Source organism: Abyssibacter profundi (assembly GCF_003151135.1).
Taxonomy (GTDB): Bacteria; Pseudomonadota; Gammaproteobacteria; order Nevskiales; family OUC007; genus Abyssibacter; species Abyssibacter profundi.
This window is the reverse complement of record NZ_QEQK01000005.1, coordinates 203,462-226,729: the sequence shown is the minus strand read 5'-3', so window position 1 is coordinate 226,729 and position 23,268 is coordinate 203,462. Positions and strand designations below refer to the sequence as shown.

The 23,268-nt window shown below is 64.4% G+C and carries 26 protein-coding genes; 20 read left to right on the top strand and 6 right to left on the bottom strand.

Features of this window, described 5'->3' with window-relative positions; translation table 11 throughout:
- Position 1 precedes the first annotated feature (1 nt).
- From DEH80_RS06830 to mgtE, 16 genes are all read left to right on the top strand, one after another.
- Positions 2 to 1,435, top strand: a complete 1,434-nt coding sequence (locus DEH80_RS06830; RefSeq protein ID WP_109719734.1) for a cryptochrome/photolyase family protein — start codon at positions 2 to 4, stop codon at positions 1,433 to 1,435.
- A gap of 348 nt (positions 1,436 to 1,783) precedes the next feature.
- Positions 1,784 to 2,743, top strand: coding sequence for a calcium/sodium antiporter (locus tag DEH80_RS06825; protein WP_109719888.1), 960 nt, complete (start codon positions 1,784 to 1,786; stop codon positions 2,741 to 2,743).
- Positions 2,744 to 2,747: 4 nt separating this feature from the next.
- Positions 2,748 to 3,728 carry a KpsF/GutQ family sugar-phosphate isomerase gene (locus tag DEH80_RS06820; protein ID WP_109719733.1) on the top strand — a complete coding sequence of 327 codons (981 nt, stop codon included), beginning with the start codon at positions 2,748 to 2,750 and terminating at the stop codon, positions 3,726 to 3,728.
- Positions 3,721 to 4,221 carry a KdsC family phosphatase gene (locus tag DEH80_RS06815; RefSeq protein WP_109719732.1) on the top strand — a complete coding sequence of 167 codons (501 nt, stop codon included), beginning with the start codon at positions 3,721 to 3,723 and terminating at the stop codon, positions 4,219 to 4,221. The genes DEH80_RS06820 and DEH80_RS06815 overlap by 8 nt, the downstream gene beginning before the upstream one ends.
- Positions 4,222 to 4,244: 23 nt before the next feature.
- Positions 4,245 to 4,802 carry an LPS export ABC transporter periplasmic protein LptC gene (gene lptC / locus DEH80_RS06810; RefSeq protein WP_165831339.1) on the top strand — a complete coding sequence of 186 codons (558 nt, stop codon included), beginning with the start codon at positions 4,245 to 4,247 and terminating at the stop codon, positions 4,800 to 4,802.
- Positions 4,795 to 5,289: a lipopolysaccharide transport periplasmic protein LptA gene (gene lptA, locus DEH80_RS06805; protein WP_109719730.1), complete on the top strand. Its 495-nt coding sequence runs from the start codon at positions 4,795 to 4,797 to the stop codon at positions 5,287 to 5,289. The genes lptC and lptA overlap by 8 nt, the downstream gene beginning before the upstream one ends.
- Entirely contained in the window at positions 5,286 to 6,014 is a 729-nt protein-coding gene (gene lptB, locus DEH80_RS06800; RefSeq protein WP_109719729.1) for an LPS export ABC transporter ATP-binding protein, read from the top strand. Before lptA ends, lptB begins: the two co-directional genes overlap by 4 nt.
- Before the next feature lie 178 nt (positions 6,015 to 6,192).
- A complete protein-coding gene (locus tag DEH80_RS06795) occupies positions 6,193 to 7,611 on the top strand; it encodes an RNA polymerase factor sigma-54 (RefSeq protein WP_109719728.1) in 1,419 nt (472 codons plus the stop codon).
- 57 nt (positions 7,612 to 7,668) lie between these two features.
- Positions 7,669 to 7,995: a ribosome hibernation-promoting factor, HPF/YfiA family gene (gene hpf, locus DEH80_RS06790; protein WP_109719727.1), complete on the top strand. Its 327-nt coding sequence runs from the start codon at positions 7,669 to 7,671 to the stop codon at positions 7,993 to 7,995.
- A gap of 141 nt (positions 7,996 to 8,136) precedes the next feature.
- Complete coding sequence (locus tag DEH80_RS06785; RefSeq protein ID WP_109719726.1) at positions 8,137 to 8,601, top strand: PTS sugar transporter subunit IIA; 465 nt, start codon at positions 8,137 to 8,139, stop codon at positions 8,599 to 8,601.
- A 5-nt stretch (positions 8,602 to 8,606) separates the two neighbouring features.
- Positions 8,607 to 9,086 (top strand): HPr kinase/phosphorylase, encoded by a 480-nt coding sequence (locus tag DEH80_RS06780; protein WP_133249145.1) that lies wholly within the window; start codon positions 8,607 to 8,609, stop codon positions 9,084 to 9,086.
- Positions 9,077 to 9,931 (top strand): RNase adapter RapZ, encoded by an 855-nt coding sequence (gene rapZ, locus DEH80_RS06775; RefSeq protein WP_109719724.1) that lies wholly within the window; start codon positions 9,077 to 9,079, stop codon positions 9,929 to 9,931. The genes DEH80_RS06780 and rapZ overlap by 10 nt, the downstream gene beginning before the upstream one ends.
- Positions 9,928 to 10,323, top strand: coding sequence for a PTS sugar transporter subunit IIA (locus DEH80_RS06770; RefSeq protein ID WP_109719723.1), 396 nt, complete (start codon positions 9,928 to 9,930; stop codon positions 10,321 to 10,323). Before rapZ ends, DEH80_RS06770 begins: the two co-directional genes overlap by 4 nt.
- A gap of 12 nt (positions 10,324 to 10,335) precedes the next feature.
- Entirely contained in the window at positions 10,336 to 10,605 is a 270-nt protein-coding gene (locus DEH80_RS06765) for an HPr family phosphocarrier protein (protein WP_109719722.1), read from the top strand.
- A gap of 4 nt (positions 10,606 to 10,609) precedes the next feature.
- Positions 10,610 to 12,340, top strand: a complete 1,731-nt coding sequence (gene ptsP / locus DEH80_RS06760; protein WP_109719721.1) for a phosphoenolpyruvate--protein phosphotransferase — start codon at positions 10,610 to 10,612, stop codon at positions 12,338 to 12,340.
- A gap of 119 nt (positions 12,341 to 12,459) precedes the next feature.
- Positions 12,460 to 13,818 (top strand): magnesium transporter, encoded by a 1,359-nt coding sequence (gene mgtE, locus DEH80_RS06755; protein WP_109719720.1) that lies wholly within the window; start codon positions 12,460 to 12,462, stop codon positions 13,816 to 13,818.
- A gap of 3 nt (positions 13,819 to 13,821) precedes the next feature.
- Here mgtE and msrB read toward each other — a convergent pair whose 3' ends face one another.
- Positions 13,822 to 14,325 carry a peptide-methionine (R)-S-oxide reductase MsrB gene (msrB, locus tag DEH80_RS06750; RefSeq protein ID WP_109719719.1) on the bottom strand — a complete coding sequence of 168 codons (504 nt, stop codon included), beginning with the start codon at positions 14,323 to 14,325 and terminating at the stop codon, positions 13,822 to 13,824.
- Between the two features lie 93 nt (positions 14,326 to 14,418).
- On the opposite strand from msrB, the gene DEH80_RS06745 reads away from it, so the two are divergent.
- A complete protein-coding gene (locus tag DEH80_RS06745) occupies positions 14,419 to 15,039 on the top strand; it encodes a mechanosensitive ion channel family protein (RefSeq protein ID WP_109719718.1) in 621 nt (206 codons plus the stop codon).
- Between the two features lie 38 nt (positions 15,040 to 15,077).
- Here DEH80_RS06745 and pmbA read toward each other — a convergent pair whose 3' ends face one another.
- Genes pmbA through DEH80_RS06730 form a run of 3 tightly spaced genes read right to left on the bottom strand, consistent with a single transcriptional unit; the run spans position 15,078 to position 18,343 of the window.
- Entirely contained in the window at positions 15,078 to 16,439 is a 1,362-nt protein-coding gene (pmbA, locus tag DEH80_RS06740) for a metalloprotease PmbA (protein WP_109719717.1), read from the bottom strand.
- Complete coding sequence (gene mpl, locus DEH80_RS06735; RefSeq protein WP_109719716.1) at positions 16,436 to 17,800, bottom strand: UDP-N-acetylmuramate:L-alanyl-gamma-D-glutamyl-meso-diaminopimelate ligase; 1,365 nt, start codon at positions 17,798 to 17,800, stop codon at positions 16,436 to 16,438. The genes pmbA and mpl overlap by 4 nt, the downstream gene beginning before the upstream one ends.
- A gap of 9 nt (positions 17,801 to 17,809) precedes the next feature.
- Positions 17,810 to 18,343: a hypothetical protein gene (locus DEH80_RS06730; RefSeq protein WP_109719715.1), complete on the bottom strand. Its 534-nt coding sequence runs from the start codon at positions 18,341 to 18,343 to the stop codon at positions 17,810 to 17,812.
- 70 nt (positions 18,344 to 18,413) lie between these two features.
- Here DEH80_RS06730 and rnd point away from each other — a divergent pair, with 70 nt between their 5' ends.
- Positions 18,414 to 19,580 carry a ribonuclease D gene (gene rnd / locus DEH80_RS06725; protein ID WP_109719714.1) on the top strand — a complete coding sequence of 389 codons (1,167 nt, stop codon included), beginning with the start codon at positions 18,414 to 18,416 and terminating at the stop codon, positions 19,578 to 19,580.
- A gap of 80 nt (positions 19,581 to 19,660) precedes the next feature.
- Here rnd and DEH80_RS06720 read toward each other — a convergent pair whose 3' ends face one another.
- The gene (locus DEH80_RS06720) at positions 19,661 to 20,212 is read right to left on the bottom strand and encodes an adenylate kinase (protein ID WP_109719713.1); all 552 of its coding nucleotides are present in this window, start codon (positions 20,210 to 20,212) and stop codon (positions 19,661 to 19,663) included.
- 307 nt (positions 20,213 to 20,519) lie between these two features.
- On the opposite strand from DEH80_RS06720, the gene DEH80_RS06715 reads away from it, so the two are divergent.
- The gene (locus DEH80_RS06715; protein ID WP_109719712.1) at positions 20,520 to 21,776 is read left to right on the top strand and encodes a 6-phosphofructokinase; all 1,257 of its coding nucleotides are present in this window, start codon (positions 20,520 to 20,522) and stop codon (positions 21,774 to 21,776) included.
- Positions 21,777 to 21,806: 30 nt separating this feature from the next.
- A complete protein-coding gene (gene ppa, locus DEH80_RS06710) occupies positions 21,807 to 22,340 on the top strand; it encodes an inorganic diphosphatase (protein WP_109719711.1) in 534 nt (177 codons plus the stop codon).
- An 84-nt stretch (positions 22,341 to 22,424) separates the two neighbouring features.
- On the opposite strand, the gene DEH80_RS06705 is transcribed toward ppa, so the two are convergent.
- On the bottom strand, positions 22,425 to 23,255 hold the full coding sequence (locus tag DEH80_RS06705) for a sensor histidine kinase (protein WP_165831338.1): 831 nt from the start codon (positions 23,253 to 23,255) through the stop codon (positions 22,425 to 22,427).
- Positions 23,256 to 23,268 lie beyond the last annotated feature (13 nt).

Sequence of the window (23,268 nt, the reverse complement as noted above, 5' to 3'; positions counted from 1 at the left end):
CATGACCACCCGCATCGTTTGGCTCCGGCGCGATCTGCGCCTCGCAGACAATCCAGCGCTACACCGGGCTGCCCAGTCCGCCGAGCGTCTACTCGTGCTGTACATCCACGCACCGGACGAGGACGCCCCGTGGACAGCAGGCGCCGCCAGCCAGTGGTGGCTACACCACAGCCTGCAGGCGTTGTCGCGGCAGCTGGACGATGCCGGTAGCCAACTCGTAGTCCGGCGCGGAGACAGCCTCGATGTCATACGGCAATGCCTTCAGGCCACGGGAGCCAATAGCGTCTATTGGAACCGGCTCTACACGCCCATGGCCCGGACGCGCGACCGGAACATCAAGGACGCGCTGCGCGCCGATGGCGTCGAAGTCCGGAGCTTCAACGCCGCGTTACTCAACGAACCCTGGACTGTGGAGACCAAGAGTGGCGGCCCATATCGGGTGTTTACGCCCTTCTGGAAATCGATTCGCGAACAGGTGGGTGCCGTGCCCCCCTGCCCGACGCCGGCCCTACCGCCTGCACCGGAGATCGACACCGGGTCAATCGACAGCCTGCAGCTACACCCACGCCTCAATTGGGCAGACGGCTTCGGCGCCCACTGGACACCCGGCAGCGCGGGTGCAGAGCAGCGCTTGCAACGATTCTTGCAGCATGCGCTGGACGACTACGACGAGGGGCGCAACCGCCCGGACCTGGACGCGACCTCCGGGCTGTCGCCGCATTTGCACTTCGGTGAGATCGGCCCGCGTCAGGTGGTGGCGGCGGTCGATGCCGCCAGTTCCGACGATGGCCGGACACGCAGCGCCCAGCAAGCGGACAAATTCTTGTCGGAGATCGCCTGGCGGGAATTCGCACACCACCTGCTGTTCCACTACCCGGAGACCCTGGATCAACCCTTGAACCCGCGGTTTCGTGGATTCGAGTGGGCGGGTCGCGACACCGACCTTAATGCTTGGCAGCAGGGCCAAACGGGCATTCCTATTGTCGATGCCGGCATGCGCCAGCTGTGGCAGACCGGCTGGATGCACAATCGCGTGCGCATGATCGTGGGCAGCTTGCTGACCAAAAACCTGCGCCATCACTGGCAGACCGGTGCCCGGTGGTTCTGGGACACCCTGGTCGATGCTGACCTGGCCAATAACACGCTGGGTTGGCAGTGGATTGCGGGCTGCGGCGCCGATGCGGCACCGTATTTCCGCATTTTCAACCCGGTTTCCCAGGGAGAGAAATTCGACCCCAAGGGCCACTACGTGCGCCGGTTCGTGCCCGAGCTCTCGAAACTGCCCGATCGCCACATCCACGCTCCTTGGACTGCGCCGGACCACCTGCTTCGCCGTGCGGGTGTACGCATCGGCAAAGACTATCCGCAGCCCATCGTCGATCTGAAATCCAGCCGGCAGGCCGCGCTGGCGGCCTACGACAAGATCAAGGGCTAGCACGCTCGCCGAGTGCGCGAATGCCAGAAACAAGAGCGCCGCCGAACGGAATCGGCGGCGCATCGGGAAAGCGGATGCAATCCCCCGCTGACGCGATCCCCGGTCGTGTCAGCAATCGCCAAACGGCATTGGACTCCCAGCCGTTGACAAGGCGCCCTCAGGGTCGCCGTCTCCTCGTGCCAGCTCTGTCGGCCGCACCTTGTGTTTGTGCTACGCAGTGTGAACGGAACTTACGACCAGGGACATAGTAAATAAACCCTACAGCCGAAACTGCACAGCGCTGCCCGGGTGCGGTCCGTTATCATTCGCCGCCCATCTGTACCGCGCGGCTCTCGATTGGACCCCACCCTGCTGCTTAGCCTTGGCGCCATCGTCGTCGGATTCGTCTTGCTGATCTGGGGCGCCGACCGCTTCATCGCCGGCGCCGCCGCATTGGCGCAAGATCTGGGCGTCCCCAAGCTGCTAGTCGGCCTCACCGTTGTCGGACTCGGCACCTCGGCGCCTGAAATGTTCGTCGCCGGTGTCGCCGCGCTGCAAGACAAACCCGGCCTGGCAATCGGCAATGCGATCGGCTCCAACGTCACCAACATCGCGTTGATTCTTGGCGTCACCGCCCTGGTCGCACCGCTGGTCGTGCAGAACTCCGTGCTCAAGCGCGAGCTGCCGGTGCTCTCGCTGGTCTGCGTCGGCGCGACCGTGCTGATGGCCGATGGCGACCTTACCCGGGTAGACGGCGGCGTGCTGGCCGTTGGCCTGCTGGGCACGCTGGTCTGGATGGCTCGCATGGCCCGCAGTGGCACCAGCACGGCACTGGATGATGAGATGGCGCTGGATGTGCCGGAACAGGCACCCATCGGCCGCGCCGTCCTGTGGACGGTGGTGGGCCTGATCGCCCTGCCCCTGTCGTCACAGATTCTGGTCTGGGGCGCCGTGAACCTGGCGAATGCCTTTGGCCTCAGCGACCTGGTGATCGGCCTGACCATTGTGGCGCTGGGCACCAGCCTGCCGGAGCTTGCGGCTTCGGTCGCCGGCGCATTGAAGGGCGAACCCGAGATCGCGCTGGGCAACGTCCTCGGTTCCAACATGTTCAATTTGCTGGTGGTGCTGGCCATGCCAGCACTGATCGCGCCCGGCGCTGTCGAAGCCGCCGTGCTCACGCGCGATCTACCCGTCATGCTGGGCCTGACCGCTGTGCTCTACCTCATGTGCGTTGGCTGGCGGGGCCCCGGGCGGGTCACGCGACTGGAAGGCAGCCTGCTGCTGCTGGCCTTCGTCGGCTATACATCCATCTTGTTGATCGCGGGATAGGTTGATGACAACACTGCATCCAGATCAGATTCGCGCCCTGGGCGTCTCGGTACTGCGAATCGAACGTGACGCCATCGAGCGACTGGTCGACCGGATCGACGAAGCGTTCGTACGGGCATGCGAGCTTTGCATTGGCTGCTCGGCCCGCATCGTGGTCGTGGGCATGGGCAAATCGGGACATATCGGCAACAAGATCGCGGCCACGCTGGCCAGCACCGGAACACCGGCGTTCTTCGTCCACCCTGGTGAAGCCAGCCACGGCGATCTGGGCATGATCACCCGCGACGACGTCGTGCTCGCACTGTCTAACTCGGGCGAGACAGCGGAGATCACGGCCATCCTGCCGCTGATCAAGCGCCTGGGTGTTCCATTAATCGCCATGACCGGCAAACCGGAATCCACGCTCGCCCGCATGGCCGACGTGCATCTCAATGTCGGCGTTGAAAAAGAAGCCTGCCCGCTCAACCTGGCCCCCACAGCCAGCACGACAGCCGCCCTGGCGATGGGCGATGCACTGGCCGTGGCCCTGCTGGAAGCCCGTGGATTCACCGAGTCCGATTTTGCGCTGTCCCATCCGGGCGGTTCGCTGGGTCGTCGCCTGCTGCTGAAGATTGACGAGTTGCTGCATACCGGCGAGCGGATCCCGCGCGTGGGCGCCACGGTCACCGTGGCCGAGGCCCTGGTCGAGATGACACAAAAGGGCCTGGGCATGACCGTGGTCGACGATGCCGACGGCCACATGCTGGGGATTTACACCGATGGCGACCTCCGCCGCACCCTGGATCGGGGACTGGACGTGCACGCCACGCCGATCACGGAGGTCATGGCAGCTGATCCCAAGTCCATCGCACCCGGCACCCTGGCCGCGGAAGCCGTGAAGATCATGCAAGACTTCAGTATCACCACCCTGGTGGTTTGCGACGAACAACGCCGGGTAACGGGGCTGCTCCACATGCATGAATTACTGAGAGCCGGCGTTGTCTAGGCCCAACGACATCCAGCAGCGCGCCGCGCGCATCAAGCTGGTGGTGCTGGATATCGACGGCGTGCTCACCGACGGCAAGCTGTACCTCGCCCCGGACGGCACCGAGCTTAAGACCTCCAGCGTCCGGGACGGCCTGGGCATCCGGCTACTGCTGGACGCCGGCATTCAGGTCGCGGTCATCAGCGGCCGGCCGTCGCAGGCCTATCAGAATCGACTCCGCTCGCTGGGTGTGGAACATATTGTGTTGTCGACCCGGGTCAAACTGCCGACCTACGAGGCTTTACTAGAGACCCTGCAACTGCAGGACGATGAGGTCGCCTGCATGGGCGACGACAGCCCCGACGTGCCCTTGTTGGAGCGCGTGGGCCTGGCGCTCACCGTTGCCGACGCCCATCCCAGCGCGCAAGCCGCCGCGCACTGGATCAGCCAGTACCGCGGTGGACACGGGGCGGTCCGTGAAGCCTGCGACCTCATCCTGGCCGCGCAGACATGAGCGAGCGCAAGAGCCGCCTGCGAATGAGCGCACTAACCGCGCCCGGCATTCCACTGCTGGCCGTGGCCATCATGGGCGCGGTAGGGATTTCTCTGCTGCGTGGCGAGCGCAGCACCCCGGAGCCGCTGACCGCCCCGCCGCCCGATGCGCGCTCCTTTCTGGCGGACATGAGCCTGCGACGCTTCGACGAACAGGGCCAACTGGTCTACCGCGCGGCGGCTCGCCGTGCGACGTACTTTGCTGACGGCAGCCTGGCGCTGAGCGATGTCGGCCTCGATTATGTGGGCGGACAAGACGGGGTCTGGACCTTGCGCTCACCCAGCGGCCGGGTCCCCCCCGATCAGGACCGCATCGAGCTCAGCGGCTCGGTGGACGTCCATGGCCAGGATGACACCGGTGTCCCGGTCGACTTCACCACCAGCCAACTACTGGTCGAATTGCCAACCGAGCAGCTACGCTCCAACACCGCGGTCGACCTCACGACCCCGGACCAGCGCCTGCAGGCCATCGGCCTCGTGGCGTCTTTCGACGGAACCCAGGTCAGGCTGCTGAATCAGGTGCGAGCGCAGATCAATGAATAAGTGGATCCCTCACATGGGCGCCCTGCTGGCGGGGTTATTCTTCGCCACCGCCACGCTTGCCCAGTCCGGCCGCCTGACCGTGGATGCGGACCGCGCGGAACTCGACGAGTCCAAGGGCTTTAGCGTTTACTCGGGCAACGTGCAGTTGCGCCAGCAAAATATTGCGCTCACCGGCGATCGGCTCACCGTCAGCCGACCCGATGCCCAGACGCTCACAGCGACGATGGTCGGAGAACCGGCCCGGCTGACCCACCAACCCCAGGGCAGCGACGCCCCCGTCATCGCCACGGCGGGAACCATGACCTACGACACCCGCAGCCGGGTGCTAACGCTGGAGGGCTCGGCGCGAATCGAGCGGGGTGCGGACACCCTGTCGGCAGACCGGATCGAATACAACCTGACGGATCAACGCATGCGCGCCGCAGGTGGCGAATCCGAGCGCGTCCGAATCACGATTCCGGCCCCCGAGCTGCCCGACAGCCCATGAGCATCACGTTACGGGCGCAAAACCTGCGCAAGACCTACAAGAAGCGCACGGTGGTCAAGAATGTCAGCATCCACGTGGATGCCGGAGAGGTCGTCGGACTGCTGGGCCCCAACGGAGCCGGCAAGACCACGTCGTTTTACATGATCGTGGGCTTGGTACCCGCCGATGACGGCGGGATCACCCTGGGCGAACGCGATATCAGCCGCCTGCCCATGCACGCCCGCGCCCGGCTGGGCGTCGGCTACCTGCCGCAGGAAGCCTCGGTCTTCCGGAAACTCACCGTGGCCGAGAACGTGCTGGCGATTCTGGAGACGCGCAAGGAACTCAACCGCGCGCAACGCAACGAAGCGTTGGATGGGCTGCTCAACGAGCTGCACATCACCCATGTTCGGGACACGCTGGGCATGAGTCTTTCCGGCGGCGAACGCCGTCGGGTGGAGATCGCCCGGGCGCTGGCGGCGGAACCGCAGTTCATTCTGCTCGACGAACCCTTCGCCGGCGTGGATCCGATCTCCGTTGGCGACATCCAGCAAATCATCCGCCACCTGCAGGAACGCGGCATCGGCGTGCTTATTACCGATCACAACGTCCGCGAGACCCTGGGCATCTGCTCGCGCGCTTATATTCTTTCGGATGGCGAGGTGATCGCCGAGGGGGCGCCTGAGACGATTCTCGACAACGCCCAGGTGCGTTCGGTGTATCTGGGTGACAGCTTCCAGCTGTAAAGCCGCCCAGAACCCCGCACCACCGGGCGTCACAACCACAGCCCTGCGCCGATCCAACGGCGCGCCCTTGCACATTCAGGCGAAAATTTCGGTTAAGCAAGATTAGCGCCATCCGCTTGCGTATCGCAGCGACTGGGGCGTATCTTCAAACCATGTTCGACCACCTGATCAAACCGTAATGCGTCCAGCCCTTGCTTTGCGCATGGGTCAGTCGCTGGCGATGACGCCGGCGCTGCAACAAGCCATCCGCATGCTCCAGCTCTCGACGCTGGATCTGCAGCAGGAAATCCAGCAGGCCCTGGACTCCAACATGATGTTGGAGCGCACGGACGAGCTGGACAGCGCGGCCGACGACACGCCCGAACCGGCCGCCGATGACACCAAGGCCAACGACGACGCGATTCCCGACGACCTGCCGGTTGATGCCGACTGGAACGACATCTATGACGGTGGCAGCCACCGGTCGCGGGAAGCCGACGAAGCCTGGTACGAATACCGGCAGGCGAACCTGCACAAAAAGACCAGCCTGCGAGAGCACCTGGCCTGGCAGGCGGACCTGGCGGGCTTTTCAGAATCCGAAGCCGACATCGCTGCCCATCTAATCGATGCCGTGGACGACCGTGGCTACCTAGCCGACTGGCCGACTGTCGAGGCCCGCCTGCAGGAACTGGACCACGACGGCGACGCCATCACCTCGGTGCTGGGCACCGTTCAGCGCTTTGATCCGGCCGGCGTCTGCGCGCGTTCGCTCAGCGAATGCCTGCATATCCAGCTGGATGGCCTCAACGCCGGCCCGGTCGTGGATCTGGCCAAACTCATCGCCGATGAGCACCTGGACGCGCTGGCCCGCAATGACATGCGTGCATTGTCTCGCGCGCTGCGCCAGCCGGTGGATGTCATCACCGAATCCGCCGACCTGATTCGCAGCCTGCAACCTCACCCCGGCGCCGATTTCACCGATCACGAAGCCGAGTATGTCGCGCCCGAGGTCTTCGTCACCAAGAAGAACGGCCGTTGGTCGGTCTCGCTCAACCCGGACATCACGCCGAAGCTGCGGATCAACACCGAGTATTTAGGATTGGTGAAACGTGCCGATCAAAGTGAAGACCAGCAGTGCATGAAGCAGCATCTTCAGGAGGCGAGGTACTTTCTCAACAGCCTGAAGAGTCGCAATGAAACCCTGCTGCGCGTTGCGCAGTGCATCATTGAACAGCAGCGTGCTTTTCTGGAATATGGCGAGGAGGCGATGAAGCCTCTCGTCCTGAGGGACGTAGCCGAACAGCTCGGCGTGCATGAATCGACGGTGTCGCGTGCGACCTCTTCGAAGTACATGCACACGCCACGTGGGCTGTTCGAGCTGAAATATTTCTTCTCAAGCCACGTATCAACCGTGGAAGGAGGTCAGTGCTCAGCAACCGCGATCCAGGCCATGATTCGGCGCATGATCAAGGAAGAGCCTCCTGAGAAGCCGCTATCCGACAGCCGCATAGCCAAACTGCTGCTGGAAGATGGCATTCAGGTCGCAAGGCGCACCGTCGCGAAATACAGAGAAGCGATGGACCTGCCGCCTTCCCACGAGCGTCGCCGCATGGTCTGACCCGACGACTTCCATCTCCGGAGGCCGTCGAATGATTTCAGATTCAGGAGTGAACGCATGAACCTAAATATCTCCGGCCATCACGTCGACCTGACCGATTCGCTGCGCGACTTCGTCACGCAAAAACTGTCTCGCGTCGAGCGGCATTTTGATCATCTGATCGACGCCGAGGTCATCCTCACCGTCGAGAAGATTCGACATAAGGCGGAGGCAACACTCCACGCCAGCGGCAAAAACCTCCACGCCGAGGCCGTCGCTGACGACATGTACGTGGCGATCGACCAGTTGATTGACAAGCTGGATCGCCAGACCCGACGCTTCAAGGAACGAGTCACCGACCATCATCGCAAGGGACCGCAGCGCATCGCAGAAATGCTGCAGTAAGTCGGACGGGTCATCTGTGCAAGCAGAGGAGCCCTCACAAGCGGGGCCGGCGACGCCAAAACGTCGCCGGCCCCGCGTCGTTTTGGTTGGTACACTAGCGGCTGAAACCTTTCCGTTCACCGAATCCCACGGAGATTCCCGATGGAACTTGCCGATCTCCTCGCGCCTGCCCAGGTCCGTTCACTCGGATCGATTGCCAGCAAGAAACGCGCCCTGGAAGAGCTGTCCAAACTACTGGTCGAGGTTGCACCCGACCTGAGCGCCACCGATGTCCTGACCAGCTTGGTCAACCGGGAAAAACTGGGCAGCACAGCCCTGGAAGGCGGCGTCGCCATTCCACATGGCCGGATGCGCGGGCTGGACAAGCCGGCCGCTGCCTTCGTCCGTTTGGAGTCGGCCATCGACTATGACGCCCATGATGGCGCCCAGGTTGACCTGATCTTCGGCCTGCTGGTCCCCCAGGATGCCACGCAGACCCATCTGGACATTCTCAAGGCCATTGCCGAGCGCCTGTCCGATGACGGCTTCGTCCAGGCCTTGCGGGAAGCCACCTCCGACGAGGCCCTGCACATCCAGCTCGTCTCCGAGCTGCCGACCCAAGCCTGAAGCCCTTGACGACCCGCCACGGCGTTCTGGTGGCCATGTCCGGGTCCGGCGTCTTGCTCACGGGTGACAGCGGCACCGGCAAGAGCGAACTGGCCCTGCAACTGGTGCGACGAGGCCATGCACTGGTTGCAGACGATGCCCCCGAGCTCAGCATCGAGTCCGGCCGGCTGATCGGGCGTTCTTCCCGTGCGCTCGCAGGCAAGCTGCAGCTGCGAGGCGTCGGCGTGGTCAATCTCGAAGCGCTGCACGGCCCCGACGCCCTGCAGCCCCGTAGCACGGTCGATCTCATCATTCAGTTGAGTCGACGGGCCGAAGCCGACGCCAGGCCGCTGTCAGGCTCACAACCCGGACGGACGACCCTGCTCGGCATCCCGCTGCCGTGCTGGACAGTCCCTGTGGACCGCGCGCCGGCCTCACCCGAGTTGATTGAACTGGCCGTGGCACTCGTCACCCGAAACGCCGGAGCGACCAGCGCATGGAATTGATCATCGTCAGCGGCCTGTCCGGAGCCGGCAAGTCCGTGGCCCTGCGCGTGCTGGAAGATCAGGGCTATTTCTGCATCGACAACCTGCCGATGGCGCTGCTGGATTCGCTGGCCGACCATGCCAACAGCAAACCGGCCGCGCCGAACAAGCTGGCCGTGGGCATCGATGCCCGGGCCTCGCGCGATGACATCCAGGGCTATAGCGATCACATTGCCGCGCTGCGAGCACGTGGTTTCCGCGCGTCGACGTTGTTCTTGGAAGCGGATGACGAGGTGTTGCTGCGCCGGTTCAGCGAAACCCGACGCAAGCATCCGCTGACCGACAGCGACGCGACCCTGCGCGACGCCATCGAGACCGAACGCCGCCTGCTCGACCCCATCGCCGACTGCGCCGATATTATTCTCGACACCTCGCGAACCAATGTGCATGAGCTGCGCGAACGCGTGCGCCATCGCATTGGCGGGGCCCCGGATGCCCCGCTGACCGTGCTGTTCATGTCGTTTGGCTTCAAGTACGGCGTGCCCGACGATGTCGACTACGTTTTCGACGTGCGATGCCTGCCCAATCCACACTGGAAGCCGGCGCTCAAACCCCAGACCGGCCAGGACGCGGACGTCGCCGAGTATCTGGCCAGCCTGCCGGAGTGCCAAGCCTTGGAAGCCGACATCGCAGGCTTTTTGGAGCGCTGGCTACCGGCCTTCGAAGGCCAGGACCGCACCTATATCACCGTGGGCATTGGCTGCACGGGCGGACGGCATCGTTCCGTCTACCTGGTGGAAGCCCTGGCCCGGCGTTTTCGCGCCGCCGGTCGCGCGATACAAATCAGACATTCGGAATTGGCATGAGCTGCGGACTTCTACTCGTCACCCATGGCCGACTGGGCCAGCATTTGCTGGCGACCGTGCGCGACGTCATCGGCGACCTGCCCTTGGACACGGACATCCTCGAAGTCCGGCGTGTGCAGGACACCGAAGTCCTTATCCGTCAGGGCGAACGCATGATTGACCGCCTGGATTCTGGGGAGGGCGTGCTCATCCTGACGGACGCCTTCGGCTCCACCCCGGGCAATCTGGCGACCCGCATCGCCAGCGATGACAGCACGCGCGTGGTGGCCGGCGTGAACATGCCGATGTTGCTGCGCGTGTTCAACTACCACGACCAGCCGCTCTCCGCCCTGAGTGCCGCCGCCATCGAAGGCGGCCGCCGGGGTATTGTCGATTGCCAGCATCCCGAATAAAGACACCGCCTTATGCCAAGCCAGACCGTTACGATCGTCAACAAACTGGGCCTACACGCCCGAGCCACCGCCAAGCTCGTGACCTGTGCGCGGCAATTTGAAAGTCGGGTGCTGCTGCGTCGCGGTGACCGCGAGGTCAGCGGCAAGAGCATGATGGGACTGATGATGCTTGCGGCCGGGCAAGGCACCGAGCTGGAACTGGAAACCGACGGGCCGGATGCCGATGCGGCGTTGCAGGCCGTGGCCGAGCTCATCGCCAACCGGTTCGGCGAGGACGCCTGACCGCATGAGTCTCTGGCTCTCCGGCATCGGGGTCGCACGCGGCATTGCAATCGGCCGGGCGATGAAAATCGTCTCCGGCGATTTGGACATCCCCGAATACGCGCTGGAACCCTTTGAGATCGAAGCCGAGATCCGGCGCTATCGGTCGGCACTACGTCGCGCGCGCAGCCAACTCAAGGACGTCCAGGAACGCATTCCCAAGGGCACGCCGGGCGAGATTTCCGCGTTCATCGAGTCCCATATGCTGATGCTCGAAGACCGCGCCTTCTCCGAGGCCGTGGAAGAGCTGATCACCGAGCGCGGCGTCAATGCCGAAGCGGCCCTGAAAAGCCAGCGTGACACGCTCATCCGCGTATTCGAGGCGATGGAAGATCCTTATCTGCGCAGCCGTCGTGACGATGTCGAGCATGTCGTATCGCAGATTCAGCGGATCCTGCTGAAGAATGACAAGCCCCTGGGCGCCCGCGAGGCCGCGCACGAGGGCACGTCGATTGTGGTGGCCGATGATGTCACGCCAGCCGACATCATCCTGCTCCACCGCCAGGGTGTTGCCGGCTTTGTGACCGAATCGGGCGGTCCCTTGTCGCACACCGCGATTCTCGCTCGCAGCCTGGGCATCCCCGCCATCGTCGGACTCCACGGCGCACGCCGCCTGCTCGAAGACGGCGAAGTGCTGATCGTCGACGGCCATGCGGGCCATCTGGTCGCCGCGCCGGCCCGGATCACCCTGGATTTCTACGCCCGTCGACGCCAGCGTGATGCCCGCTACCGGCGCATGTTGCTGCGCCTCAAGGACGAGCCGGCCCGCTCGCGCGACGGTCAGACGATCCGCCTGATGGCCAACATCGAGCTGCCTAGCGATGTGGCCCAGGCCCAGGAAGTGGGTGCCGAAGGCATTGGCCTTTACCGCACCGAGTTCCTGTTCATGAACCGCGAGCAGCCACCGGGTGAAGAAGAGCAGTATCTGGCCTACCGGGAGGTAATCGCCGCGGTGGACGGCCCGGTGACCATCCGCACGCTGGACCTGGGCGCGGATAAGCAATCGGAGGCCGTGCGGATCTCGCAGGCCACGAATCCGGCCTTGGGCCTGCGCGCCGTGCGCCTGTGCCTCAAAGACCGCAGCCTGTTCCGCACCCAGCTGCGGGCATTGCTGCGCGCCGCCAGCGCGGGCCGGGCCCGGATCATGATTCCAATGATCTCCAACATTTTCGAACTGCGGCAATGCACGCAGCTGATTCACGACATCAAGACCGAGCTCGCGCAGGAGCAGCGCGAATTCAGCGATACCGCCCAGGTCGGCGCCATGATCGAGGTGCCGGGCGCCGCCCTCGCGGCCCCTTGGCTGGCGCGGGAATGCGAGTTCTTCTCCATCGGCACCAACGACCTGATCCAGTACACCCTGGCCATTGATCGCGTGGATGACGAGGTCAATTACCTGTACGACCCGCTGCACCCCGCCGTGCTACAGCTGATTCGTCGCACCATCGAAGCCGGCCAGATGGCAGGGATACCGGTGTCGATGTGCGGCGAAATGGCGGGCGACACCTTGCACACCCGGTTGCTACTCGGGCTTGGGCTCACCGAATTCTCCATGCACCCGGCCAGCGTGTTGGAGGTCAAGCGCATCGTGCGCGATGCCGATGTTAGCGACCTGCGGCGCCGCACCGATGAACTGCTGGCCTGCACCGACCCGGGCGAGGCCCGGCAGCGCATCGACGCAATCGCCGCCCTGTAGCCCGGCCGGTTGCCGCCTGCGGCGTGACCCCCATCGCAACTGGCCGCTGCGCTGTGGAGATTTCCTACCGTTCGTCCTGAAGCCGCGTAAAATGCCGGCCAATCTTCGGGAGCCCGCGCATGGCCGAGACGGCTGAGCAACAAACCGCGGAACAACGGCTCGAACGGCTACGCGACGCCCTCGACAGTGGCCGGCTTGTACCTGTTCGCCGGATCCTGAAATCCCTGCACCCGGCCGAAATCGCGCGGCTGCTCGAATCCCTGCCGCATAACGAGCGCAAGGTCGTCTGGGGCGTGGTCGATGTCGACGACCAAGGTGAGGTGCTGCTCCACGTTAACGACGAAGTCCGGGCCGCCCTCATCCAGGGGATGTCGCCGGAAGATGTCATCGCCGCGGCCCGCGATCTGGACATCGATGACCTGGCTGACTTCGTCGACGATCTGCCCGAGACGCTCACCGAGCAGGTGCTGCGGTCGATGGACTTGGCCAACCGCCAGGCCCTGGAAAAGGTCATGTCCTACGCGCCGGATACCGCCGGCGGCCTGACCAATACGGACACCGTCACCATCCGCCCGGATGTCACGCTGGATGTCGTCCTGCGTTATCTGCGGCTGCGCGGTTCCATGCCCGACCACACGGACGTCATCTATGTCGTCGATCGCTACGGTCGCTTCATCGGTGGTCTGAGCCTGGAGCGACTGCTCACGCATGATCCCAGCGAGCGCGTGGCCGATGCCATGGACACCGAGTTGGAACCGCTGGCCGACGACCTGCCCGCCCGCGAGGTCGCCCAGCAATTCGAGAACCGGGACCTGATCTCCGCGCCGGTGGTCGACGCCAACCGCCTGCTGGTCGGGCGCATCACCATCGATGATGTCGTGGACGTGATCCGCGACGAGGCCGAGCACAACCTCATGAGCATGGCCGGCCTGGACGAGGAAGAAGACATCTTCGCGCCCGTGGCGGCCAGCGCCAAGCGGCGCGCGGTGTGGCTGGGCATTAACCTGCTCACCGCCCTGCTCGCCGCCCAGGTCGTGGGCCTGTTCGAATCGGTCATCGATCAGGTCGTCGCCCTGGCGGTGCTCATGCCCGTGGTGGCCAGCATGGGCGGCATCAGCGGCAGTCAGACACTCACGCTGATGATTCGCGGCCTCGCATTGGGCCAGATCGGCGGCGGCAATACCCAATCACTGCTCAAGAAAGAGCTGGCTGTCGCCGCGATCAACGGCGTGCTCTGGGCGCTGGTGGTGGCGGGTATTGTGCTGCTGTGGTTCCGCAATCCAACGCTGGGCGCGGTGATTGCGATTGCGATGATTATCAATCAGCTGTTTGCTGCGCTGTCTGGATTCGGCATTCCGCTCATCCTGCGCAAGCTGAACATCGACCCGGCCCTGGCCGGCAGTGTTGTACTGACGACCATTACCGATGTGGTCGGCTTCTTCGCCTTCCTCGGCCTGGGGGCCCTGGTTCTGCTGTAGTGGCTAGGCGGCCTGGCGCAGCGCTGGCAGCTCTTGTCCCTCGGGCACGAAGATGAGCGCCACGCCGTTGTTGCAGTAGCGCTTGCCGGTGGGCTCCGGGCCATCATCGAACACATGGCCTTGGTGCCCCCCACAACGTGCGCAGTGGTATTCGGTTCTCGGCAGGATCAGCTTGAAGTCCCGCTTGGTCGCCACGGCGCCGTCCAGGGTGTCGAAGAAGCTGGGCCAACCGGTGCCGCTTTCATACTTCATGGACGCATCGAACAAGGGCTGGTAACAGGCCTTGCAGACGTAGGTGCCGGGCCGCTTTTCCTGGTTCAGGTCACTGCTCCACGGACGCTCCGTGCCCTCTTTGAACAGCACCCGGAACGCGGCATCGTCGTCGAGTATCTCGCGCCATCGGCGCTTGGAGACATCCAGTTCCATGGTCTCGTCCTCATTGGCGTGTAGTCGTGTGACACCGGCGGTCAGTGCCAGTGCACCCATCAAAATATCGCGTCGATTCATGCCTGTTCCAACAATGTTCGGGCGTCCTGTTTCATCTGACCGGCGTTCGGCCGCACAATTCTCATTTGCCCACCTTTGATGTGACACACACCCATGGACTGGTCCCTGCTCGAGCCTCTGCGAAATGCCCCTGCCGAATTCTGGCTCATCTTGCGCGTGCTCATCGTACTCGCCCTGGCCATTGTGGCGATCCGTCTATTGCGCCGGGTGACGCGACGACTAATCGATCGCAAGCTGCTGACGGGCCGAGGAGAAATCCTATTCCGTGGCGTTTCCCGGGTGCTGGTTCTGCTGCTCACGGCGTTGTTTCTGCTGGAGCAGTTCGGCGTCTCCACGGGCACCGTCTGGGCCGCGGTGTCGGCGGTGCTGGTCATGATTGCGGTCGGCTTTGTCGCGGTCTGGAGCGTGTTATCCAATGCCCTTTGCTCCATGCTCCTGCTGATCTACGCGCCGTTTCGCGTCGGCGACGAAATCGAATTGGTGGACCCGGCAAACGGCTTCAAGCTGGCCGGCCGAGTCGTGGACCTGAATCTGCTGTTTGTGACGCTGCGCGAGACGGTTAAGCGCGAGGACGAGACCACCGAAGAACTCACCCTGCGGCTACCCAACAACCTGTTCTTTCAGCGCGGCATACGAACACGCCCGGGACGCAGCACCGTGTCATTGGCTGATGCGCAGGGTCTCGGGACGGTCCAGCCGACACAACCGGGATAGCCCCGCACGCAGGGCGTGGGAGGCACGGGCGGTGAATGCTATTGCCCGGCCACCGTCATGCCATCGATGAGTAGCGAGCCGCAACGGCAGTTGCCCCGAATATCCACATCGCGGCCCACGGCCCGGATCTGCTTGAACACGTCGGACAGGTTGCCCGCGATGGTGATTTCGTCGACAGGCTCACAGATGACGCCATTGCGGACCATGAAACCCGAGGCGCCGCGTGAATAATCACCCGTGACCATATTGAGGCCCTGGCCCATCAGCTCGGTCACCAGCAGTCCGTCGCCCATCTCGGCCAGCAATCCGGCGAAATCCAGCGCCCCCGGCTCGACCACGACATTGGCCGGGCCGCCGGCATTACCGGTGGTCTCCAGACCCAGTCGACGCGCCGAATAACTCCCAAGCAAGTAGCCCTGCAACACGCCATCGGCGTCGATGAGCGTGCGGTCCGTCATCGCCACACCTTCGCTGTCGAAACTGCGACTGCCGGCCGCCCGCGACAAGAATGGCTGCTGGGTGATCCGGATGCCGGGCGCAAACACCTGCTGCCCGGCGGAATCCAGCAAGAACGAGGCCCGGCGGTAGAGATTGCCGCCTGAAATCGCGCCCAGGAAATGACCGATGAGTCCCCGGGCCAGCTCTGGCACAAAGAGCACCGGCATGGCCTGGGTCTGGATGGATCGGGCTCCCAAGCGCGCCGCGGCGCGCTCCCCGGCACGCCGGCCCACGGCCTCGGCCGCCTCCAAATCCTCGTGGCGACGCGAGCTGCTGTACCAGTAGTCGCGCTGCATGTCGTCGCCGTCGCGCGCCAGCACCGAGCACGACAGGCTGTGGGAGGTACCCAGCCGGTGTCCGATGAACCCCTGCGTGTTGGCCAGCAGCGTCAGGCCCGCATGGGTACTGACCGTCGCACCCTCGGATTGATGAATCCGGTCATCGGCGGCCAAGCCCGCAGCCTCGCAGGCCAGTGCCAAATCGATGGCATCGGCCACCGACAAGGACCAGGGATGATGCAGGTCCAGATCAGGAAAATCCGTCGCCTGGCGCGCCGCATCCGGCAGGCCGGCGTAAGGGTCCTCTCCGGTGTGCTGCGAAATCGCCAGCGCTCGCTCAACCACCTCACCCAGCGAATCTTCCGACCAGTCTGCGGAACTGGCCGAGCCGCTGCGCTGGCCGCGATACGCGGTCAGGCTGAGATCCCGGTCGCGCTGAAACTCCACAGACTCCACGTCGCCGCCGCGCACGGTGACCGTGAGGCCAATGCTGATCGACATGGTCGCCGCGGCGCTGGTCGCACCGGACTGCGTGGCCTGCTCCAGCAAACGGCCCAGGCTGGCCGCCAGCGAATCCGGTGTCGGCAGGGTTTGATCGATGGTCTGCGTCGGTGAACTCGTCATGCGCCCTCCAGGCGTTGCAACAGGTGCTCGTGGATGCCGCCGAAGCCACCATTGGACATCACCAGCAGGTGCTGTGGTTGTTCGGGGTTCAACTCGTCCATCACCGTATCCACAATGTCGGAGACCGTGGGATGCACACGCAAGCGCTCACCCAACGGGGCCAGCACGTCGGACAGGCTCCAGCCCAGCTGCGCAGGCGTCAGCACGTGAACCGCATCAGCGCCGCTTAGACTGGCGGCCAGCGCCTCCCGATGATGGCCCTGCTTCATCGTGTTGGACCGCGGCTCCAGAATGGCCACGATCCGTTCGTCACCCACGCGCGCACGCAGGGCACGCAGCGTTTCGACGATAGCCGTGGGGTGGTGGGCGAAGTCGTCGTAAACCGTAACCTGACCGATCCGGCCCCGCGTCTCCAGCCGCCGGCGCACCCCTTCAAAGCGACCGAGCGACGCGGCGGCCTGTGCCACCGGGACGCCCACATGCCGGGCCGCAGCGGCTGCCGCCATGGCGTTGCGGGCATTGTGGGCACCCAACATGGACCACTGGACCTGCGCAGAGCGACCGTCGGGGTCCACCAGTTCAAAGGACGACCAATCGGCGGTCTTGGCTTTAATCTGCCAGCCGCAGTCGGTGCCCAGGTGAATGTCCTGACTCCAGCAGCCACGGTCGATCACACGTTGCAAGGCCTCGTCCTGGGCCGGGCGAATCACCGCGCCACTGCCCGGTACCGTGCGCACCAGATGGTGGAACTGACGCTCGATCGCCCCCAGGTCATCAAAGATGTCCGCATGGTCGAACTCGAGGTTGTTGAGCACGACCGTCCGGGGCCGGTAATGCACGAACTTCGACCGCTTGTCGAAGAACGCGGTGTCGTACTCATCGGCCTCGATGACGAAAAAATCGCTGCCACCCAGCCGGGCCGAAACCGGAAAATTACCGGGCACTCCGCCGATCAGAAACCCCGGCTGCATGCCGGCACATTCCAGCATCCAGGCCAGAATCGAGCTGGTCGTGGTCTTGCCATGGGTGCCGGCCACCGCCAACACCCAACGTGATTGCAGGATGGCCTCAGACAGCCACTGCGGCCCTGAGGTGTAGCGCAACCCCCGGTCCAGCACGGCTTCCACCACTGGGTGACCACGCGACAGCGCATTGCCGATGACGACGATGTCCGGCGCCGGATCGAGCTGTGCCAGATCATCACCCGGTGAAATGGTGATGCCCTGTTCGGCCAGCAATGTACTCATGGGCGGATACACATTGGCATCCGACCCCGTCACACGATGGCCGGCCTCGCGCGCAATGAGCGCGATACCCGCCATGAAGGTGCCGCAAACACCGAGGATGTGGACATGGGCCAAGGTGAAGACTCAGGCAAACGGCAGCAGGACCAGCCAGATCAGCATGCCCTGCAGCAATGCCAGCCCCATGCCGGCAATCAAGTGCACATCCAGCGCATGCCGGAAGATATGACCGGTGACCAGCACACTCCACAAGCCCAGCGCGAGCCACGCTCCCACCGCTGCTGACGGGGCCTGGATCGTGGCCGCCGCATCCGGGTTCTCAGCCAATTGCTGAAACACTGGCGCCAGCGCACTCAGGGGAAACAACGCCAGAACCCCCAGTACGGCCTGGGTCGCAAACAAGGCTGTCAGCGTCTGGACCGCACGGGGCGTACGTTCACGGATCTGCAGCAAGCCGACGACAAAGCCCGCCGAGATCAGGGTCGCAAGCAAGGTTTGCGGAATGGCGACCAGGGTCGATGTGCCGACGCCCAGCGAAAGAATATTGGCCACGACGCCTGCGGCGATACTGCCGGCAAGCAAGGACGTGGAGTAAGGCAGATCCTGCGGTCCGTTCTGCAGCAGCAGGACACGGCCGAGGCTTGGTAGAAATTGTGACATCGTGCGAGACAGGCACCCCTGCGGGCGAGAACCTATAGTCTATCGACTCCCTGTCGTCACGGCACATTGAATGGACTTTATCGAGATCTCCGACGCGGAGGCCCTGGCCGCATACACGGCCCGTGTTCACGAGGCCGAATCGCTTTGCGTGGACACCGAATTCATGCGCGAACGCACCTACTGGCCCGAACTGGCGCTGGTCCAGGTCTGCGCAGATCAGCAGTGCGCGGTTATCGACCCGCTGGCCTTCGACGCCCGCGAGGGCCTCTGCAAACTGCTGGGCAATCCAGACCAGGTGAAGGTGTTCCATGCCGCCGGACAGGACATGGAGGTCTTGCATCACAGCCTCGGCATGGTGCCCGCCCCCGTATTCGACACCCAGCTGGCCGCCAGCCTGCTGGGCTATGGAGACCAGATCGGCTACGGCGCCCTGATCGAGCGCACCATGGGCCACCAGTTACCCAAGGCCTTCTCCCGCCTGAACTGGAAGCAGCGCCCCATCGAGCGCGAAGCCCTGGAATATGCCGCGGCCGATGTCATCTGGCTGGAGGGCGCCTACGCCAAGCTTCGCGCCGAACTCGACCGCCTGGGTCGCTCGGACTGGCTGGACGAGGATTTCGCGCAGCTTGTTGAACCCAGCCGCTGGACGGTGGAGCCCGAAGGCGCCTGGCGCAAGCTCAAGGGTCTGCGCAAGCTGCGTCCCAATCAGCGTCAGCTGGCAGCCCGTGTGGCCGCCTGGCGAGAAACCAAAGCACTGGCCCGCAATCTGCCGCGCAAATGGGTGCTCAAGGATGATGTGATTCTCGACATGGCCCGGCGCAAGCCCAAGACGGCCGACGAACTCAGGCGCATTCGTGGCCTGGAGGACAAAGCCATCCAACGCGATGGAGCCGATATGTTGGCGGCGGTCGCAGCCGACCAGCACTGGCCGGAGCTCAACGAAAAAGATGAGCGACCGCTGCCGGCGGAATCCGAACCTGTCGTCGATGCGCTCATGGCGCTACTCCGCCTGCAGGCCCTGGCCCACGGCATGACAGCGAGCGCCATTGCCGGCCGCAACGATCTCATCAAGCTGGCAGCCGGCGATCGCGGCAGTGCGTTGCTGCAGGGCTGGCGGGCGAAAGTCGCCGGCCGGGCTTTAAAGGCCTTTCTGGATGGCGACAGCCAGCTCACGGTCAGCGGCGGTCCAGGCCAACCCCGGCTCGGCAACCCCAGTCACCCCGACGACACGGCTTGATGCCCTAGCGAAGACCAGACAGCACAACGCCCGCAGTCGCGGGCGTTGTCGCGTCGGTTTGGGCGCTGACTGCGTTGGGCTTAAACCCCGACAGCCTGCTCGATACGACCGAAAATCTCGTCGATTTCACCCACGCCGGTCACGGTGGCCAACTTGCCCTGGGCCGCGTAGTAGTTAACGACCGGGCGCGTCTGGCTTTCGAAGACTTCGAGCCGGTGGCGGATCGTCGCCTCGGTGTCGTCCGCACGCTTGCGCTCGAGCAAGCGGGTCATGATTTCCTCGTTATCCACGACCAGGTGCACCGCCTTTTCCAGCGGCCGGCCCAGCTTGGTCAGCATTTCGTCCAGGGACGCGGCCTGTGCGTGGCTGCGCGGGAAACCATCGAGAATGAAGCCGCTGTCACTCCCCGGTGCTTCCAGGCGCTCGCGGATCATGCCGACCACGATGTCATCGGCGACCAGCTCGCCAGCTTCCATAGCGGCCTTGGCCTTCAGACCCAGCTCGGTGCCCTCAGCCACCGCAGCACGCAGCAGGTCTCCCGTGGAGATCTGTGGTGCGCCGTGCTTTTCCTGCAGTTTCGCGGCCTGCGTACCCTTTCCCGAACCGGGCGCGCCCAGCAATACGATTCGCATGGTAGTTATCCGAATGTCGAATGAGACTCTTGGGCGCGATTCTGCTGCCGCGCACCAACGGGCCGCGCGGTGGCGGCGAATGGCAACGGTACTCTGAGCTTTTGAGAGGCGTCAATCGGGCGTGACCCTCCGGCATGGCCATCGACGGCAATCGATCCCGGCCAATGTGTTGCAGGAACAAGACATTGCGGGTCCAACGCCCGTGCAACGACCTGCCGACCGGTCTTGGCATCCGCCGCCTCGCGCCCCGCAACTTGCGGCTGGACTATGCTGCGCAAAGCCCCTCCGCTTCTGAGCCAGACCTGGCATGCCCAACGCCTTCTATGCCCAATCCGGCGGTGTCACCGCCGTGATCAACGCCACCGCCGCCGGCGTCATCGAGACGGCAGCCCGGCACCGGATCCAAATCGGCACCGTCTACGCAGGTCGCAACGGCATTCTGGGCGCCCTGGACGAAGCCTTGTACGACACCCGGCAGCTGACCGCGGATGCCCTTGGCGCCCTTCGCCAAAGCCCCGGTGCGGCGTTCGGCTCCTGCCGGTACCGCATCCCCCAGGGCGACGCAGGCGATCGCGACCTCCAACGGATTGTGGATGTCTTTGCCGCCCATGACATTCGCTACTGTCTGTACAACGGCGGCGGAGATTCCGCAGACACCTGTCTGAGAATTGCGCGGGTGGCCGAAGCCAGGGGCTTGCCCCTGCAGGCCATCCATCTGCCCAAGACCATTGATAATGACCTGCCGCTGACCGACTGCTGCCCGGGATTTGGCTCGGCGGCCAAGTTTGTTGCGACCGCGGTGAAGGAGGTCGGCTATGACCTGGCCGCCATGCAGCGCAATTCCACCCGGGTGTTCGTGTTAGAGGTGCTGGGTCGCAATGCCGGGTGGACCACCGCTGCCGCGGCGCTGGCGGGCGATGACCGCAGCCAGCCGCCGCATCTGCTGCTCATGCCGGAGCGGCCGCTGCGCCTGGACCGCTTGATGGACGCGATCCGCCACTGCGAACAAACATACGGCTACTGCGTGCTCGTGGTCTCCGAAGGTCTGCGCGACCAGAAAGGTCGGCTCATGGCCGCCAGCACCAGCCGGGATGCCTTTGGTCATCCCCAGCTCGGTGGGGTCGGCCAGCGCATCGCCGCAGACATCCGGCAGGCGCTGGGGCTCAAGACCCATGTCGCGGTTGCGGACTATCTGATGCGGTCGGCCGCGCACCATGTGTCGGCCACAGACCAGGCGCAGGCCTACGCGGTGGGCGAGGCGGGCATAGAAGCGGCGCTGGACGGCGCCAGCAACATCATGATCAGCCTGGAGCGCCGCTCAGACGAGCCCTATGTGTGGCAGACCGGGCGGCGCCCGTTGGATGCGATTGCCAACCGCGAAAGGCCACTGCCCGCGGCCTACATCAGTGATGATGGCTGGCATATCACCGACGCCTGCCGACGCTACCTGCAGCCACTCATCCAGGGCGAGGCGCCACCCCCTTACGCCAACGGCCTGCCGCGCTATGTCAAACTTAGGCTCCAGTGCGCGCCCCGACGGCTCCCCGCGGTGCCGCCGCGCTGACCCCATTCATCAACCCTCAGGAAGCAGCACATGTCGTTTGACAGCTTGGGACCGGGCAGCAAGGCCCCGGACGAAATCTTTGTCGTGATCGAAATCGCCGCCAACGCCGGACCGGTGAAATATGAGGTGGACAAGGACAGCGGCCTGCTGATGGTCGACCGTTTCATGAACGTGGCGATGCACTATCCGGCGAACTACGGCTATGTCCCGGGCACGCTTTACGACGACGGCGACCCGGTGGATGTGCTGGTGCTCACGCCCCACCCCATCGTCCCCGGCTGCGCCATTAAGTGCCGCCCGGTGGCCGTACTGGGCACCGAAGATGAGTCTGGCCTGGATGCCAAGATTCTGGCCGTGCCGACCGACAAGGTGTCGACCAAGTACTACGCCGACATGCAGGATCTGGACGATGTGCCGGTGCGCCTGCAGAACGAGATCCAGCACTTCTTCGAGCGCTACAAAGACCTGGAAGAAGGCAAGTGGGTCAAGGTGACGGGCTGGGAAGGCGCCGCCAAGGCCAAGGCAGAAATCACCAAATCGATCGAAGCCTACAAGAAGGCCTAAGCAGCCCGGCTTCGCCTCGACCACCGGAACAGCCCCATGCGGCTGTTCCGGTTTTTTTGTCACACGGCCCTAAGCGCAGCCCCGCTAAGCCCTGCCGCTCACCGTCTCCGGGCCGGATTCAGCCGAGGGCAGCCAGACTCGAAAGGTGGCACCAGCCCCTTCCGCAGAGACCACGTCCATCGCGCCCCCATGGCGCTCGACGATCCGCGCACAAAGCGCCAGGCCGATCCCCGTGCCGGGGTACTCATCCGGGCTGTGCAGCCGGGCGAACATCTGGAAAATCTCGTCCTGATACTGCGGCGCGATACCGATACCGTTGTCGCGCACATCGATCCGCACCCGCCCTGCGTCTTCCGCCGCCTCGATACGCACCTCCGGCGGCTGGTCAGGCTGCGAAAATTTGCAGGCATTGCTGATCAGATTCTGGAATAGCCGGGTTAGCAGACCGGCATGACCGGCCACCGCCGGCAGCGGCTCGACCCGAATCACGGCGTGGTGCTGCTGGACCAGCGCCCGAAGCGCATCGCGGGCATCGGCGACGACGGCATTGAGGTCGACTGCCGAGAACGCCATCTTCACGCGGTTGGCCCGCGAGAACTCCAGCAGGTCATCGATCAGGCGGTCCATCTGCGAGATCGCCTCCCGGATCAGGTCCAGGTATTCGCGCCCGGAAGCCGACATACCGTCCATCTCCTTGCGGCGAATCAGGTCCGAGAAGCCCGCGATGGTCCGCAGCGGTGCCCGCAGATCATGCGAGGCCGCGTAGGCAAACCGCTCCAGTTCCTCGTTGGAACGCCGCAGCTCCTTGTTCCGTGCCTGCAGCTCCTGCGCCTTGGCCTCCAGCAGCGCTTCGGCTTGCTGGCGGGCGGCGCGCTCACGTTGGAGCTTGCGCTCCAGCATGCTGATGTCAGTCATGTCGCTCATCCTA

Bases quoted from the DNA above. Each gene is read 5' to 3' on its own strand.
- lptA (WP_109719730.1), top strand. From the start codon at position 4,795: ATGAATAAGTGGATCCCTCACATGGGCGCCCTGCTGGCGGGGTTATTC.
- DEH80_RS06720 (WP_109719713.1), bottom strand. From the start codon at position 20,212: ATGCGAATCGTATTGCTGGGCGCGCCCGGTTCGGGAAAGGGTACGCAG.
- DEH80_RS06795 (WP_109719728.1), top strand. From the start codon at position 6,193: ATGCGTCCAGCCCTTGCTTTGCGCATGGGTCAGTCGCTGGCGATGACG.
- DEH80_RS06745 (WP_109719718.1), top strand. From the start codon at position 14,419: ATGGACTGGTCCCTGCTCGAGCCTCTGCGAAATGCCCCTGCCGAATTC.
- DEH80_RS06785 (WP_109719726.1), top strand. From the start codon at position 8,137: ATGGAACTTGCCGATCTCCTCGCGCCTGCCCAGGTCCGTTCACTCGGA.
- pmbA (WP_109719717.1), bottom strand. From the start codon at position 16,439: ATGACGAGTTCACCGACGCAGACCATCGATCAAACCCTGCCGACACCG.
- rnd (WP_109719714.1), top strand. From the start codon at position 18,414: ATGGACTTTATCGAGATCTCCGACGCGGAGGCCCTGGCCGCATACACG.
- lptC (WP_165831339.1), top strand. From the start codon at position 4,245: ATGAGCGCACTAACCGCGCCCGGCATTCCACTGCTGGCCGTGGCCATC.
- DEH80_RS06770 (WP_109719723.1), top strand. From the start codon at position 9,928: ATGAGCTGCGGACTTCTACTCGTCACCCATGGCCGACTGGGCCAGCAT.
- msrB (WP_109719719.1), bottom strand. From the start codon at position 14,325: ATGAATCGACGCGATATTTTGATGGGTGCACTGGCACTGACCGCCGGT.
- mgtE (WP_109719720.1), top strand. From the start codon at position 12,460: ATGGCCGAGACGGCTGAGCAACAAACCGCGGAACAACGGCTCGAACGG.
- ppa (WP_109719711.1), top strand. From the start codon at position 21,807: ATGTCGTTTGACAGCTTGGGACCGGGCAGCAAGGCCCCGGACGAAATC.
- DEH80_RS06820 (WP_109719733.1), top strand. From the start codon at position 2,748: ATGACAACACTGCATCCAGATCAGATTCGCGCCCTGGGCGTCTCGGTA.
- lptB (WP_109719729.1), top strand. From the start codon at position 5,286: ATGAGCATCACGTTACGGGCGCAAAACCTGCGCAAGACCTACAAGAAG.
- DEH80_RS06705 (WP_165831338.1), bottom strand. From the start codon at position 23,255: ATGACTGACATCAGCATGCTGGAGCGCAAGCTCCAACGTGAGCGCGCC.
- DEH80_RS06830 (WP_109719734.1), top strand. From the start codon at position 2: ATGACCACCCGCATCGTTTGGCTCCGGCGCGATCTGCGCCTCGCAGAC.
- DEH80_RS06715 (WP_109719712.1), top strand. From the start codon at position 20,520: ATGCCCAACGCCTTCTATGCCCAATCCGGCGGTGTCACCGCCGTGATC.
- DEH80_RS06765 (WP_109719722.1), top strand. From the start codon at position 10,336: ATGCCAAGCCAGACCGTTACGATCGTCAACAAACTGGGCCTACACGCC.
- hpf (WP_109719727.1), top strand. From the start codon at position 7,669: ATGAACCTAAATATCTCCGGCCATCACGTCGACCTGACCGATTCGCTG.
- DEH80_RS06730 (WP_109719715.1), bottom strand. From the start codon at position 18,343: ATGTCACAATTTCTACCAAGCCTCGGCCGTGTCCTGCTGCTGCAGAAC.
- rapZ (WP_109719724.1), top strand. From the start codon at position 9,077: ATGGAATTGATCATCGTCAGCGGCCTGTCCGGAGCCGGCAAGTCCGTG.
- ptsP (WP_109719721.1), top strand. From the start codon at position 10,610: ATGAGTCTCTGGCTCTCCGGCATCGGGGTCGCACGCGGCATTGCAATC.